At 35.2% G+C, this 15680-nt stretch carries 15 protein-coding genes; 4 read left to right on the forward strand and 11 right to left on the reverse strand.

The annotated features are described in order from the left end of the window. Positions 1 to 27 precede the first annotated feature (27 nt). The 4 genes from MR054_RS10215 (at position 28) to MR054_RS10230 (ending at position 3549) form a co-directional block, all read left to right on the forward strand. Positions 28 to 474: a DUF4870 domain-containing protein gene (locus MR054_RS10215; protein ID WP_242085227.1), complete on the forward strand. Its 447-nt coding sequence runs from the start codon at positions 28 to 30 to the stop codon at positions 472 to 474. 71 nt (positions 475 to 545) lie between these two features. Next, positions 546 to 887, forward strand: a complete 342-nt coding sequence (locus MR054_RS10220; protein ID WP_242085228.1) for a PadR family transcriptional regulator — start codon at positions 546 to 548, stop codon at positions 885 to 887. Next, complete coding sequence (locus MR054_RS10225; RefSeq protein WP_242157780.1) at positions 884 to 2716, forward strand: PspC domain-containing protein; 1833 nt, start codon at positions 884 to 886, stop codon at positions 2714 to 2716. The genes MR054_RS10220 and MR054_RS10225 overlap by 4 nt, the downstream gene beginning before the upstream one ends. A 104-nt stretch (positions 2717 to 2820) precedes the next feature. After that, entirely contained in the window at positions 2821 to 3549 is a 729-nt protein-coding gene (locus tag MR054_RS10230; protein ID WP_242157781.1) for a head GIN domain-containing protein, read from the forward strand. A gap of 82 nt (positions 3550 to 3631) precedes the next feature. Here MR054_RS10230 and MR054_RS16735 read toward each other — a convergent pair whose 3' ends face one another. The 11 genes from MR054_RS16735 to MR054_RS10285 all read right to left on the reverse strand — a co-directional run bounded on the left by MR054_RS16735 (position 3632) and on the right by MR054_RS10285 (position 15618). Beyond that, positions 3632 to 4216 carry a YceI family protein gene (locus MR054_RS16735; protein ID WP_242157782.1) on the reverse strand — a complete coding sequence of 195 codons (585 nt, stop codon included), beginning with the start codon at positions 4214 to 4216 and terminating at the stop codon, positions 3632 to 3634. A gap of 219 nt (positions 4217 to 4435) precedes the next feature. Further along, positions 4436 to 5758, reverse strand: coding sequence for a TonB-dependent receptor (locus MR054_RS10240; protein WP_242157783.1), 1323 nt, complete (start codon positions 5756 to 5758; stop codon positions 4436 to 4438). 28 nt (positions 5759 to 5786) lie between these two features. Next, on the reverse strand, positions 5787 to 6368 hold the full coding sequence (locus MR054_RS10245; RefSeq protein ID WP_242157784.1) for a YceI family protein: 582 nt from the start codon (positions 6366 to 6368) through the stop codon (positions 5787 to 5789). A gap of 396 nt (positions 6369 to 6764) precedes the next feature. Continuing rightward, positions 6765 to 7919, reverse strand: coding sequence for a molybdopterin-synthase adenylyltransferase MoeB (gene moeB, locus MR054_RS10250; RefSeq protein WP_242157785.1), 1155 nt, complete (start codon positions 7917 to 7919; stop codon positions 6765 to 6767). An 803-nt stretch (positions 7920 to 8722) separates the two neighbouring features. Then, the gene (locus MR054_RS10255; protein WP_242157786.1) at positions 8723 to 9202 is read right to left on the reverse strand and encodes a T9SS type B sorting domain-containing protein; all 480 of its coding nucleotides are present in this window, start codon (positions 9200 to 9202) and stop codon (positions 8723 to 8725) included. Between the two features lie 199 nt (positions 9203 to 9401). After that, positions 9402 to 10838 carry a T9SS type A sorting domain-containing protein gene (locus MR054_RS10260; protein WP_242157789.1) on the reverse strand — a complete coding sequence of 479 codons (1437 nt, stop codon included), beginning with the start codon at positions 10836 to 10838 and terminating at the stop codon, positions 9402 to 9404. Positions 10839 to 11044: 206 nt separating this feature from the next. Next, positions 11045 to 11722 carry a helix-turn-helix domain-containing protein gene (locus tag MR054_RS16705; protein ID WP_276520166.1) on the reverse strand — a complete coding sequence of 226 codons (678 nt, stop codon included), beginning with the start codon at positions 11720 to 11722 and terminating at the stop codon, positions 11045 to 11047. A 32-nt stretch (positions 11723 to 11754) separates the two neighbouring features. Beyond that, positions 11755 to 13059 (reverse strand): MFS transporter, encoded by a 1305-nt coding sequence (locus tag MR054_RS10270; RefSeq protein ID WP_242157790.1) that lies wholly within the window; start codon positions 13057 to 13059, stop codon positions 11755 to 11757. A 289-nt stretch (positions 13060 to 13348) separates the two neighbouring features. After that, positions 13349 to 13627, reverse strand: a complete 279-nt coding sequence (locus MR054_RS10275) for a DUF4996 domain-containing protein (protein WP_242158001.1) — start codon at positions 13625 to 13627, stop codon at positions 13349 to 13351. Positions 13628 to 13792: 165 nt separating this feature from the next. Further along, positions 13793 to 14257: a carboxypeptidase-like regulatory domain-containing protein gene (locus MR054_RS10280; protein WP_242157791.1), complete on the reverse strand. Its 465-nt coding sequence runs from the start codon at positions 14255 to 14257 to the stop codon at positions 13793 to 13795. A gap of 185 nt (positions 14258 to 14442) precedes the next feature. Continuing rightward, positions 14443 to 15618, reverse strand: a complete 1176-nt coding sequence (locus MR054_RS10285; protein ID WP_242157792.1) for a FecR family protein — start codon at positions 15616 to 15618, stop codon at positions 14443 to 14445. Positions 15619 to 15680: the final 62 nt, after the last annotated feature.

Consider the following 15680-nt stretch of genomic DNA (forward strand, 5'->3'; position numbering starts at 1 on the left):
TAAGAAACTATTATATGTTTTAAAATCATGTTAGATAATCACCAAAAAAATATTGCAACATTTATCCATTTATCTACTTTTAGCAGGTTTATAATTCCCTTTGGAAATTTTATAGGCCCTTTAATTTTATGGATTAGCAATAAAGATAAATCAGAATTCATTGATCATCATGGTAAACAGGCTCTAAATTTTCAAATTAGCATTTTGCTTTATGCCATTATTATTGGTACGATTACCATTCCTCTCTTTGTATTCAAAATACTCGGTGGATTGGATTTTATGGAATTTAACGGTTTTCATGATTTTCATATCAATATTGGGAAGCCTTCGCCCCTACTGTATATTGGTGGCGGTCTTGGCGTTATAATGATCCTTGCATTTATTGTGGAACTTGCACTGATCATAAGGGCCAGTCTTAAAGCAAGAAATGGCGACCTGTACAACTATCCCCTGACCATTAATTTTTTAAAATAGACGTTACACATTTCATCATCAATAATCAATCAAAAAATGAACAGTTTCACCTTATTTAAACGCTTTAGAACATGAAGATAGAAAACACAAAAGCACAAATGCGCAAAGGGGTTCTGGAATTCTGCATACTATCGGTCTTAAAGGACGAAGATGCCTACGTAGCAGAAATCTTAGATACCCTGAAGAACGCTAAGTTGCTTGTAGTAGAGGGAACCATTTATCCACTGCTAACACGGCTTAAAAACGCAGGACTCTTAAATTACAGATGGGAAGAATCTACATCCGGACCTCCAAGAAAATATTACGGGTTAACCGAAACGGGCAAACTTTTCCTTAAAGAACTTGATAATACTTGGGGAGAACTACAAAATGCAGTAAATATAGTAACAAGACAAAAAACAACAAAAAAATGAATAAAACAGTCAACATAAATTTAGCAGGTATATTTTTTCATATCGATGAGGATGCATACTTAAAATTACAGCGCTATCTTGAGGCTATAAAACGTTCATTTACGGACTCTCAAGGACGTTCTGAAATTATCGCCGACATAGAAGCACGCATTGCTGAACTTTTTAGTGAACGCATGCAACACGATAAACAAGTTGTACGTATAAAAGAAGTCGACGAAATCATTGCCATTATGGGACAACCCGAAGACTATCTGGTTGACGACGAAATTTTTGAAGATGGGCCGAAGACGACTTCCAAAAGACCTTCATCTCCGTCGAAAAAATTATTTAGAGATACAGACAATTCTTATATAAGTGGTGTATCTTCCGGGTTAGGTCACTATTTAGGTATCGATGCCGTATGGATAAGACTATTGTGGATCCTGCTGACCTTAGGATCTGGTGGTACGTTTATATTTATTTATATTCTATTTTGGGTTTTAGTTCCTGAAGCAAAAACGACCGCTGAAAAACTAATGATGACGGGTGAGCCCGTCAACATTAGTAATATTGAAAAAAAAATCAAGGATGGCTTTGAAAATGTATCGGATACTATAGAAGATGTCGCTAAAAATGTGTCTGAATCCGTTTCTGATGTCGCTAAAAATGTATCGGATGCTGCCAAAAAAGTTGATGTTAAAAAACAGGCTAACTCCATAAAATCGTCTTCAAGGACATTTTTCGACACCCTGGGTGAAGTTATACTGTTCTTTTTCAAGATATTCGCCAAGTTTGTTGGTATTCTTTTAATGCTTATTGGTGCCTCCACGCTCATTGGACTCGTTATAGGGTTGTTTTCTTTAGGCGTTGTAGATATTATTCATATTCCCGGTTTGGATTTGGTAGATATTCTTAATACTGGTGAAACACCTATTTGGCTTATTTCACTATTGACCTTTTTTGCCATAGGAATCCCCTTCTTTTTCCTGTTCTATTTAGGGTTAAAAATTTTGATTAACAACCTGAAATCCATTGGAAAAATTGCAAAATTTACATTGTTGGGTGTTTGGTTAATGGCAATCATTGGTTTGGTTGTGACCGGTATTCGGCAGGCCAGTGAACATGCTTTCGACGAATCCGTATTGGAAAAGCATGAAATAACCATAAAAACTTCGGATACTCTAAATGTTAAAATGTTATCCAATGATTTTTACAATACCTCCAATTTTAGATACCACCATGGATTTCGAACCGGACAAAATGAAAATGGTGAAAAAACCATTTATTCATCAGATATTACCTTAATAGTGCGGTCAACAACAGATTCCATAGGTAAACTAATAATAGATAAAAATGCAGATGGCAGAAGTTATGAAAAAGCTATTGCGCGGGCAAAAAATATTAACTACAAGTATAGTATCGGTGATAACGAAATACAACTTGGATCTTATCTAACGACCGATCCCAAAAACAAATTTAGTGATCAGGAAGTTACTGTTATACTGTATTTACCGGAAGGTACTATTGTTAATTTTAGTAAAAGCACGAAATCTATATTGCATTTTAGCAGATATAATAACACCATTGTAACATCCGGGGATGTCAATCATTATTTGAAAATTCTTGATAGTGATATTGAATGTTTGGATTGTCCGGTAGAAGAAGGATTTGACGTAGATGTTGATATTAGAGATGACGACTCCAGCTTAAAAATAAATGATGAAGGAATGGAAGTCAAAGTTGATAGTTCTAGCCTTTCCATAAAGCGTCATGCTATTAAAGGCAGCACCGAATCTGTTAAAGTCGATTTGGATAAAGACGGGCTTTCCGTAAAATCAACTAACGAATAACATTTCGTCCTCGGAAAATAACAGCTCAGATATAAAAATTACTTTTTCCCGGTCTTTCATCAGACATTTAATCAAAATTAATCATCAATTAAAAACGAACAGTTATGACAACTTTAATCAAAATCATAGTATCAACCCTCATGAGTTTAACCCTTTTCTCCTGCAATTTCGATTTCAATTTTGGTATGGGAGTTCGCGGTAATGGAAATGTGGTTGTAAAAGAGCGTATGATCAATGGAAATTTCTCTACGATTAAGGCGACGGAGGGTTTGGATGTTTATTTAACCCAAAGCGATAATGAAAGTATTGTTGTAGAAGCCGATGAGAACCTCCACAATCTTATTTTAACAGATATTGAAGATGGTGTATTAAAAATTCATACCAAGGAGAATATTGGATCCTGCAAAGCCAAAAAAATATTAGTAGGTTTTAAGACTATTTCCCAAATCATTGCCACAAGTGGAAGTGATGTGTATTCTACAAATACCATTACTGCTAACCAATTGAATTTAAGAACAACCAGCGGCAGTGATATGAAGTTAGATGTTAACACCCAGACCTTGCATTGTGAGGCTACCAGTGGCAGTGATTTGAAATTATCCGGAAACACCAATACTTTAATTGCAGAAGCAACCAGTGGAAGCGATATTAAAGCCGGGGAATTGTTTGCCCAATCCAGCGAGGTAAAAGCCACTAGTGGGGCAGATATTACGATAAACACCTCCAAGGAACTTACTGCAAGAGCTACAAGTGGGGGTGATATAAATTATTACGGGAACCCGGAACATGTTGATAAAAAGGACAACTCTTCCGGTAGTATAAGGAAAAAATAGCGACATATCAAAAACCAACCAAATAAAAATGAAAAAGGTCTTCAATAATTTGAAGACCTTTTTTGCATACATCTTTTAATACTTAATTTTCTCTTACGGCCAATTGAAAATCAATTGTAATTTCATCCTGTACGGTAACTAATCCAAATAGTTTTTTAGGGGCCTCCAAATTATAATCCTGCATACTTAAAGTTAGATCTCCCATAATGAGCATGCCCTTATCCTTTTTAAATGTTAAAGGCACTTTATAGTTTTTATTAATGCCGGCAATGGTGATATCTATATTTGCCAAAATATTATCGGAATGCGCCTCTAGTTCACTAATTTCATTTAAAAATAGCGTAATTTGAGGATACTGATTGGTTTTTAATATTTTTTGAAGATCATTATTCAGGGCTTTCCCTCCACAATCAAAACATTCATTTTCCAAGACCAATACCGTTTTGTTAAAAACCATTTTATTATCCTTAAGATAATAAATTACCTCAATCGGATTTTTAAGTTTATTCACATCGAAACCACAGGTAAACCTATTGATGTTGGTTTTACCACTAACCTCTAAGGAACTCTCGGACGTTACAATTACCGAAGTTCTTTCAAATACAGCATCACTTGTTGCAAATGCCAACAAACTGAGCATTAACCCAATAAATAAAATCTTTTTCACGGCACTTAACGTATTAAAAATTATTACATAATTTATGAACTATAAGCTCTTACGTTTAGGTAATATAAGAAAAATGAATGAATTAAAATTTCAATTCCTTTTGAATCCTTTATTTAGTCATTAATCGCAGCCCTTTTAACAACATCCCCAATCCCAAAGTATTATCGGAATCGGGGATCTGTTTAACTCAAATCATCCTCTTTTAAATGCATTCTTATCTTAGAAGCTAATGGCTGCCTCTAGCATAAGGCCATTAAATTCACCGTTGTTAAGTAATGAGCCTGGAGCATACCCATGATAATTTTGATCAACATATTCTAATTTCATTAAAACGTTCTTGGTCATAAACCACCCAGCTCCTATTTGGCGTCTATCAATACTTACGTCACCACTGGTTTCCTCAGAATCTACGTTGTTATAACGTGCTCCCAAGTAGAAATTTTCTGATTGACCGAATCTGTAAATCACCTCACCGGCTAACTGTGTTACATTTCTACTATCACTATCTCCGGTAGACTTGCCTGAAACCGTTTCAAAAGTACCAAAGAATTCTAGTCCATTGTATTTCAAGAATGGATTTATCATGATAGCCGTAACACTATTTCTAAAACTGGGTGAAAAACGTCCTGATCTAAAGCCTGAAGAACCTACAGGTTCCATAACATGATAATATCTTGATCCTGCTCTATCTGCTGAGTACAAATATAAACTTGGAACATAACCCGTGTTATACAATGACCCTGTTAATCTGAATCTAAAATCGTCGTTAATTTGTTTATCATACCCCAGTTTAGCCAGGAATGATGCGCCTCCGGTCTTATCACTGGTGTATTGACCGGTATTTCTGCTTATAGGATTCTCTGTTGATTGGTTTAATTTACCATTTGCAAAACCAATCATTCCCAATAAACCACTGTCACACTGATAGTATAATTCTGCTCCTACCTCGGTCGTAAAAGCATCCATAATTAGGTTACCAACAAATGGGTTAAATATGGTTTGGGCATTATCACTTCTTCTAAAATGCGCGTCACCATAGTTGTTTTCCATGTGTCCTATCTTAATGGTGGCATGTTTCATAAAGTCCTCTAAAAGTCCTTCACTGATAAAATCCAAATTATCAATTTGAAAATACCCCCCTTTTACATAGGGTTCTGGGTGGTGTCTGGAGGATAAATAGGTGCGTAAATGCATCCTAACACCCTTTGCTAATGCGACATCCAAATCCAGGTTGGCTGTGGCTAAATTAAAGTTTGATCCAATCTCTGCCAAAGGAGTAACATCAAACCATGGGCTATCTTCATCGGTCGTAGCCATCCAACCACTATCATGGTCTAAGGATTGGTATTGTAATGTCGATGACCCACCTATTCTAACCTTTACGCCTTCAAAGGTACTTACGGTATCCTTAGGTGCTTCAAAGACGTTTATGCCGTTTTTATCGGGTTCCCGATAATTATCTAGGCTTCTGTTCTGAGCATAAAAGCTCAACCCCATAAATACTACTGCCAGTAATATTACTTTTCTAAATATTGATCTCATGATTTTACTATTTTATAGTTATTAATTGTTATTGTTTAAATATTGATTCGAATTTTATTGTAATTTCATCTCCGGTTGTAATGGTTCCAAGTAAAGCTGTTGGTGGGTCAACATTAAAATCTGTCATCAGAAAGGTTTTCTCACCTATCAATTTAATGGTGTTGCCATTTACCTCGGCCTTAAGTTGTAATGAAATATTCCTTTTGGTTCCGGAAATAAAAAGATCCCCAGATGTATCTGCTATATACCTATTTTCTCCCAGAGATTTAACGCCCTTGACTTGTGTTAAGTGGAATGTGATTTTTGGGAATTTATCCGTCTTCAAGGCTTTGTAGGTATTTTTGTCCATGGACTTCTTACCACTTTTAAGCGTCTCGGTTACAATATTAACCTGCAATTTATCCAAGTTGAAGTCTTCCAAACTTGTAAATGACACCGTTCCATTATAGGAATCGGTTTGGATATGCCAATCGTGTAAACTGGACGTACCAAAAACTTTTAATGATGAGTTGCCCGCATCTAATTTAAATACCTGACCAAAACTGAAACTGATGTAGAAAACAGCAACCAGAAAACAAGCTAATGTGCTTTTATTTTTTATAGATCCCATAATATTGTCTTTTATTGGTACAAAGTTCCGACACGAACCAATATTAAAATATGATTTTTGTCATTGTCTAACAACAAGGTGTTTCAGCGACGGTAATGGTATAACATTTTTAACTTAAAACTTACATTTTTTAAACACACCCGCTGAAACCCAAATTCCATAGATCTCAAAATAAAAAAATTATTGTATTGAATTATGGTCGAACTTTTTTAAATGATTGATTCCCCCATATTTTATCTACAGGTGTTTCGCTTAAGGGGATTACACCGCATGAATTTAACATAATTAATCATGGTAATAAAATATCTGGCTATTTCGAATTTATCATGCTGCCATAAAGGATGAATGAGATCGATAGGGGCCTTAATGCATACAACTATGTTAATTGAAGTAAAATTAATATCTTTCCATTATACCATCGATTTCCAAAGCATACCTGTCGATACCCCCTTGAAGGTTATAAACGTTATCAAACCCATTACTATGGAGATAGTCAACCACTGCTTTACTTCTGCTACCAAGATGACATATTACAACTATGGATTTATTTTTAGGTAACTTATTCAAGTTTTTTGAAATTTGTTGTAAGGGTATTAATTCAGACCCCTCAATCCTGGCGATTTCATATTCATGGGGTTCTCTAACATCCAATAAAAAAACTTCATCCTTCCTTATTAAATGCAACAAACTTTGAGGTTGTATTTCTTTATTGTCTTGAGGATCAATGGTTGAATGTGAAATTTTTGATTCGTCTTTTTTTACGCCGCAAAAAACATCATAATCAATGAGTTCTTTAATGGTTGGGTGCTCCCCACATATCTCACAATTTGGATTTTTATGTAAACGAATTTCCGAAAAGCGCATGTCCAAAGCATTGTATACTAATAAACGTCCGATTAAAGGCTTTCCTTTATCCAAAATTAGTTTAATCACTTCAGTGGCCTGAACCGTTCCCATGATTCCCGGCAAAACGCCCAAAACACCTACTTCAGAACACGACGGTACTGTTCCTGCCCCGGGTGGACTAGGGTATAAACATCTGTAACAAGGCCCATCATTTGTCGCAAATATACTGGCTTGACCTTCAAACTTATAAACCGATGCATAGACATTGGGTTTCCCCAATAACACACAAGTATCGTTGACCAAATATCGTGTTTGAAAATTGTCAGTCCCATCAGCCACAATATCATAATCTTTAATAATATCCTTTGCATTGCTCGAATGTAGTGCAACATGATGTAAAACTACATGAACATCCGGATTAATATCCTTAAGGGTCTGTAGGGCTGATTCTATTTTTAGCTGTCCTATGGAGGAGTTACCATGAATAATTTGTCGCTGGAGATTAGAGGTTTCTACCACATCAAAATCAACCAATCCTAAAGTACCTACGCCCGAAGCAGCCAAATACATGGCGAGTGGAGAACCCAATCCTCCGAGACCTACTACCAAAACCGATGCCTTTTTTAGCCTTTTCTGTCCTTCCATTCCGACTTCCGACAATAATATATGCCTGGAGTATCGTTTTAATTCTTCTCTGTTTAACATGTTCTGTGTAATTTTGTAAACATTCAATTCTCCACCATTGAGAGGAAGTGTTTACCGTATTTAAATTAAAATCATTGGATAAAATTAAGACATTTCATATAGAAAAATTGATATTATGTCAACATTTAGAGTCTTAAATACAAGTTATTCCTTTTTCGTAACATGCTACCTTAATTTGTTAATCCGCCAATCACTCTAGATTTTAGATCGATAGACAGCTTCTTAAAATGTCTTTGGATGAAATAACGATTAACTCTAGACCTAATAGTTTTGGGATTATGGTGGTCCACTGTTATTTTAAAATAATTGATAATACCCTTCTACTAATTCTAAAGTCTAATTAATGTAACGTTTTGGGTATAACCTATTGCCACGCCTAAAATTACTAAAAATGTAATTGCTTTTTTCATGATAAGTTGGTTTAGTAACTATTTAAACGTGTTGAAACACATTATCTGAAAATGTATCTAAAACGAGACTCACTTACTGTTTATCAATATTCTAATAAAAGTTTAAAAGGTGTAAAAAACAAGGCTTACAGGTAGGAAATATTAGCTTGAATTAAGGTAATTCAAGCCGTACTTTTAATTTAGAATTATAATTAGGACCAGGAGTATACAAATTACCATTAAAACCTTATATAAAAGAATAACTAATAGAAACTTATTTCTGCTTTTCATATTCTGCTATTATTTGTCTATTTCATTATTTAAGCTAGCCACCAATACAAGCCGAAACAAATGATTGTATAAAACACCAATAGAAAGAGTTCCAATTTGAACTTATTCAGTTCTTTCATAGCTTCATCTTTTTAAAGTGAAATGGGATTTAAAGGATTTTATTTCTCCGTTTTTTGGCTCTATATAGTTCAGGGTAAACCAATAATCATCTGCAGGCAGAGGAACACCCTTGACAGTACCATCCCATCTCTCCCTGCTTGGATTAAACTGTTTGATTAACTTACCATAACGATTAAATATATTGACACAAGCATTAGGTTGATTGTCAAGACCTGAAATATTCCAGGTATCATTATATCCATCGCCGTTAGGTGTAAAATACCTGGGATAGTCCATAACTATTTTTCTTATACTGCTAACACCACATCCTGCTAAGTTTCTTACGGTTATGAGATGCTCTCCTTTGCTTACATTACTAAATAGGTTGCTTTTTTGCCAAGGGTTTTGATCCAATCTATATTCAAAATCTTGAATACCAATACCTGATACGTTAACTTTTAGGGTGTTTTCCTCAATTAAAGGATAAAAAATTGTTTCAACCATAATTTCCGGTGGTGGACTCAACACAACTCTTGTTTTAAATGTGCAAAAACAATCTGTTAGTTTACTTTTAACCTCAACATGATATTCTCCATCTTCTGTAGGAGAGATTGTGTTTGACGATTCGTTTGAAATTATAGTACCATTGTTAAACCATTTAAAACTATATTCATCCGCATTGAGTCCTGTATCTATTTTTTGATTATTCTTTAATAATCCTTTGGACTACCGATGCGGTTTCAAATTCCATTTTAAGCACATAAATACCTGCAGGAAGTGTTGACAGGTCCAGTATTGAATCCTTTTCTTTAATATTTTTCACAGGTTTACCAAGCATATCGAATAATTGCATGCTTACCATCTTATGTTCTTTCGAAGATACATGCAATTGTTCCGTTGTTGGATTGGGATAGATTTCTAGTCCTTCCAGCAGTTCGGCCCGGTCCACACTTAACAGTGCCCCACTGTTTACATACATTTCCGCAATTCGTGTGTTGGAATAGCCTAAAATTATGATATCCTCTGTACCATTACCATCCACATCTCCAATGGCTATATCTGCATTATTAATGCCCGTTATACTCTCTGATGACTCTTCTCTAAAATTACCCAACCCGTCATTGCTGTACAACCTGGTATTTCTTTTAGGTGTTGAATTCTCATAACCAGAAATAATGACATCCATATCACCATCGTTGTCGGTATCAAAAAAATTTACAGTTCCGGCATTGCCACCAATAAATGGTTGAGTGGCATCTAATGTAAAGGTTCCCGTCCCATCATTTAAATATAACTCGGCCACCCTGTCTGAGGTCCCAAAACGTCCATTTATTAAAAGATCCTGGTCGCCATCACCATCAACATCTGCAAAATCAGCATCACTATCCCTCATATCTGTGAATATGGCAGAAGCCGCGATATCCTTTACAAAAACACCCGTTCCGTCGTTTAAATATAAACTCGTTAACTCACTGGGCCCTGTATCTCCTGTGATCAACAAATCTAAATCTCCATCACCATCTACATCGGCAACATCAACATCGCCCTCGTTCGCCAAATCGAATGCCGGGCTGGCTGTAAGCAAAGTGAATACCGCCGGATTTGCACCGTTATTCTTATAAACCTCTGTTATCCTAGCTGCGGCTGCAGTATTATATCCGGAAAGGATTACATCTAAATCACCATCGTTATCCAAATCCTCAATGATGACATCGCCAACACTAACATCCTTAAAGGGCTGGGAGGCATCCAAGATAAAAGCTCCTGTCCCGTCATTAAGCCATAATTCTGCTATCCTACCGCCTGAAATACTTCCGGTCAAGATTAAATCCATATCACCATCCCCCTCGATATCCGCAAATTCAGACCCCACATTTTCCACACCTTTAAAGGGTGTCTCTGCTACTAGAGTAAAATTACCTGAGCCATCATTAGTGAACAGCTCTGCTATCCCCTGAAATCCAGAGCCTCCCTGATCTCCTGTATTGAAAAAATCCAGGTCCCCGTCGCCATCTATGTCCACCAGGTGAGCTGATCCGTCTGTGGTGCCTTTGAATGGGGTACCACCAATTAATGTAAAGCTTTGGGCATAAACAATAGCCCCACATAAAATTGTTAAAAATGTAATTTCTTTTTTCATAATTAGTCTGATTTAGTAACTATTTAAAAGTGTTAAAACACGTTAACGATATACGCATCTCAATCAAGACTAACTTACTGTTTATCAAATTTTTAATAAAACTTTATAGGTGTGAAAAACAAGGCTTACAGGTAGGAAATTTTAGTGATATCGGTGAATATTATCGGTGTGTTTCTTGAAGGTAAAACGATCCTATTGAACCAACCCTATTTGTATAATTTATCTCGGTATTCGCTGGGAAGCAACCCATAGTGTTTTTTAAATTTTTTGGAGAAATATTTTGAATCCCTAAACCCTACAATGTAGGCGATTTCAGCAATGGAAACATCTTCATTCTTTGCTAACAGATCACGTGCCAATTCCAATTGAATTTTATTTTGAAATCCAATTAAAGACAATCCCACAATATTTTTTACACGACATCTTAATTTTTTTTGTGGCATATTTAAATCCTCTGCAATTGTTTTCCAGGTTTTACCATTTCGAATGATTTTGTCATGCACAGCCATTTCAACTAACGCAATCCATTGTAAATCATTTTGGATGGCATCCTCAGTAAACAGTGTCTCTTTTCCCGTATTGGGTTTAAGTTGGGTAAATTCTGAATGGATAAATTTAATTGGAATGGAAAACGGTAATTCGTCCTCCTCTTTAAACTTATTCTTATTGTTACATGTGCATTCAAATGTGTTTGACAATTCCCTTCCTAGATTTATCAATTCTTGCTTGTTAATTTCTATTCTTGGAAATGACTTTTCTATGGTACTAATCAAATTAAATATACAAGAAAAAAACAATTTGTTATCATTAAATGCACTTTTCGACAGAAAACTTAACTCATCTGTCACTCTAAATTTAACCAATAAAGTCAATGTTTTATCCATTTTTAAAGTTGACTTTATCCTGTTTTTTTCCATTAGGTTTTCTTCCATGTTAATAATGCCAATAGTGTTGATGTTATGGCTGCTCCGATCCAAAAGATGGTTATGCCATTAAAATTGTATACCGTATTTCCCTGGATTACGGATTTATTGTTTTCAATTAAATACCCACTGGCAATATCTTGAATCCCTGCAGCCATATAGCGCATTATACCTACCACTCCCAAAGCTGCTCCTGATGCCTTCTTAGAGGCCATATCAATAGCCATTAAACCTCCAAGGTAACATATTAAAGCACCTATTGCTAACCCAAAAATAATCATGCTTAAAGCATCCAACCACCACATATTTTTGGGCCCTAATAAAAAAAGTGATATCCCTATCACGTTCATCAATCCAAAAATGAAGGCAGGGGCTTTTCTCCTACCCTTAAAAAATCTATCTGATACAAAACCTGATGATGCGGTGCCCAGAATACCACATATGGCACTAATTGCAACGAGCGAATTTGCCTGTGTTAATGTATAGCCTTTCGCCGTTTCAAAATAATATGGGCCCCAACTGTTTACAGCGTATCTTGAAATATACATAAAGGCACTGGATAATGCCAAGATCCAAACGTAAGGGTTCTTTAAGACACCTTTTTGTTCTTGCCAAGTCGATAAATTATCCTTTTTAAAATCTTCATTAACTGGCGAAAGCCCCATGCTCTCAGGGGTATCATGAAAGAAAACAGAAATAATTAACGCTCCAAACAATCCAACCAAAGCTGCTGCTCTAAAGCCCCATTGCCACCCAAGATAAGATACAATCACAGCAGTTAATATATATGTAAAAGCTTCACCTATATTATGACTGGTACTCCAAAACCCATAAAAACTCCCACGTTCTTTGTCTTTATACCAGCGTGAAAGCGACACGATACAGGATGGCGCCCCCATGGATTGTACCCAACCATTTATCCCCCAGCACATCGCAAAAAATATAAAAGTACTAGTAAAGCCCATAATTAAGTTAGCTAAAGCAGATATTAATAGCCCTGCAGACATGAATCGTCTTATATTACTGTGATCGACCAAAAACCCATTAGTGAGTTTACCAATGGCATAGGTGAAAAATAAAGCTGATCCTATTAAACCCAACTCAGATTCTGTCAATACTCCAGTGTCTACAATGGGCTTTTTAATTACATTTAGACTCATTCGACATACATAGTATAATCCGTAACCTAAGGTAGCGGATAGAAAAACCTCCCATTTTAGTTTTTTATAGAATTCGTCTTGCTCTACATCCAAGATTAGATTTTGCTTAGGATTTGATTTCTTAAAATATTTGATCATGAACTATTTTATTTATTTGGACCCGTATATTTTACCTGGCTAGATGTTCGATTAAAGTTATCTATGGTTGGCAACCCTATTTTTGTGGAAACAATCCTTTTATAGACTATTAATTATTCAAATTATCTGAACTATCTATAAAAGTTGACAATAATTCAATGTCTGATTTTTTAAAAAAGGTAATGGCATGGCATAATGCCATGCCTTCCCTTTCAACAACTGAACTAACTTAAATTAACCAAATACTAAAATTACCCAGCATTGAATTAATGTTTTTATTCTGTGATCTTTAATCATGAAGGTTTTTACTTCTTAAATATTCTAACAATAATTTTGGACATTCGGTCTGAATGATATTAATCCCTTTTGAAATCAATCTCCCAAATGCAGCATCAGGCTCTTTTAAGGCCCGGTCATCATGATGTCCCTTATTATGATCAGGCCAAAGCACGTTGACCCAAACACGTGTACTCACTCTTTGAAATTCAATTAACTTTTCAACTTCCGGATAGGGATCAGATGAAAACCTAAATTCAACAGCATCAAAAGAGTTTTGTAATACCTCAATAAAGCATTCCTGATATTTATCCTCACCGAGTTGATAATTAGCATGTACAGCACGGAATCCATTTAGAACCCAAAATTTTGTTTAACATTACTAAGGGGTTTATTATATCCCTTAATGATAATTTGATCTGCGGTATTTGTGCCCTTATTAATTGGTAAAACTTATTCATATAAAAGAGATGATTAAAGTGGCATTAGGTCTCGACATGTTTAGAAAAAAACTGCAGATAAAGTCAGATTGAGTTCCATTTTTTGTTCCTTTCTCGATTACAGATGCCCCTGCTAAAGGCATCCCGGACTCATCTGATATTACACCAGATACTTCGGCTTGTTGTCCAACCTTTAGCGAGTCGTTATTTCTAACTAAAATGGTATTATTAGCCGTGAATTTTACACTAAATTTACCACTGGAAAGACTTCTCTCGGATAACTGATTTGCATTAATATTGCCCTTTTTTACCTCTATCTTTGTAAAGCCATCAAATAACCCATCTTGATAAATAAACTTATATGCTGTTTGTTCTTTTATCAATTTAAAGATCTCTTCACCCGTCAATGATTGGTCAATATCAATCTTGCCCTTTGCATTTTGAGATAGTAAATTGTTTGGTGAGAAGCTAAAAGCGGTCAAACAACATAATATAATAAAGGTACACATGATAATAATTAGCCATTTCCTTCTAAAAAAACAAAGAACATGTTTACATTTTAACTCCATAAATTTGCCTTGTTATTAGTTAGTTTTTATTTATTAATTAATGACTCCAAAGGGAATAAAGCGCAATACTTATCAGGTAAACCTTTATTCCCCATTTTTTACTTTAAGGTTATTGTTTTATTACTTATTTCATAATTTTTAATTGTACTTAATGTTTTTAATGTGGTAAATATTCCTTCAATGTTCTGATTTTTTCCCAATACGCCGGAAAACGTTATAGTCTCTAATTGTTTATTTTCATAAATCACATCCACATCATACCACCTCGAAATGGTTTTCATGATATCCCGTAATGGCTTTTTATCAAAACTGAAAATGCCATTTTTCCATAAAATTTCATTGTTCACATTAACTAATGCAACACTCATTTCATTATTACTTGAGTTTAAAATGGCTTGCTCCCCGGGCTTTAATACCCTATTTTGCCCTGAAGAATGTATGGAAACTCTTCCCTCCACCAAGGTAGTGTAAATGGAAATGTCGTCTTTATAAGCTTTTATATTAAATTCCGTTCCCATCACCTGAACTTCCTGTGCATTATTGAGGACTTTGAACTTAGATCCGTTGTGTTCCTCACTTGGGGTTACATCAAAATAGGCTTCACCATAGACCAATTCTACCTGTCTGTCTTGTTCTTCAATAAAGCTAACCGGATATTTTAATTGGGATTCTGAATTCAACCAGACCTTTGTCCCGTCGGCCAGTACTATAAAAAATTGTCCTCCTCTGGGTACTGTTAAGTAATTATATACTAATTCTTTAGTTCTTTTCTGATTGGATTCATAAACTAACTGCTCACCATCACTTGTTGCATAAAATGTTTTTAGAGAGGTCCCTTTCTGTAAGGCAATTTGGGATCCGTCTTCCAATGTTAAAGTGGCTTTATCTGTTCCCGGTTCAATTACATGGGTATTTACCAGTTCCGGATTAATTGTATCATCCCCGGATGAATGAAATATATTGTCTTTTAAGAAATAAACCGTTGTCAATACTCCAATAATAATGGCCGCTGCATATTTGGACATTCTTTGCACGTGTCTTAACCTAACCACTCTTTTTTCACTTTCGATCAGTTTATTAAGTTCATGCTCCGTTCTACCGGAATTAAAGCTTTTCAAATTATAGTCAATTAAATAATTGGTTTTAACATAATTGATAAACTCTGCTTTATTCTCCTTTTCCTTTACCCAAAGATATAATTCATCTAATTCAGATGATGAAGCCTGATTTATGCAGTATTTAACTATTACTCTTTGTATTTTTTTTGACGACATTCAATTATAATCTTTTCAACTAAAGCGAAGCAAAAACGAAAAACCCTAACTTTTTTGATAAG

This window comes from Aestuariivivens sediminis (assembly GCF_022662105.1).
In the GTDB taxonomy this organism is placed as follows: Bacteria; Bacteroidota; Bacteroidia; order Flavobacteriales; family Flavobacteriaceae; genus Aestuariivivens; species Aestuariivivens sediminis.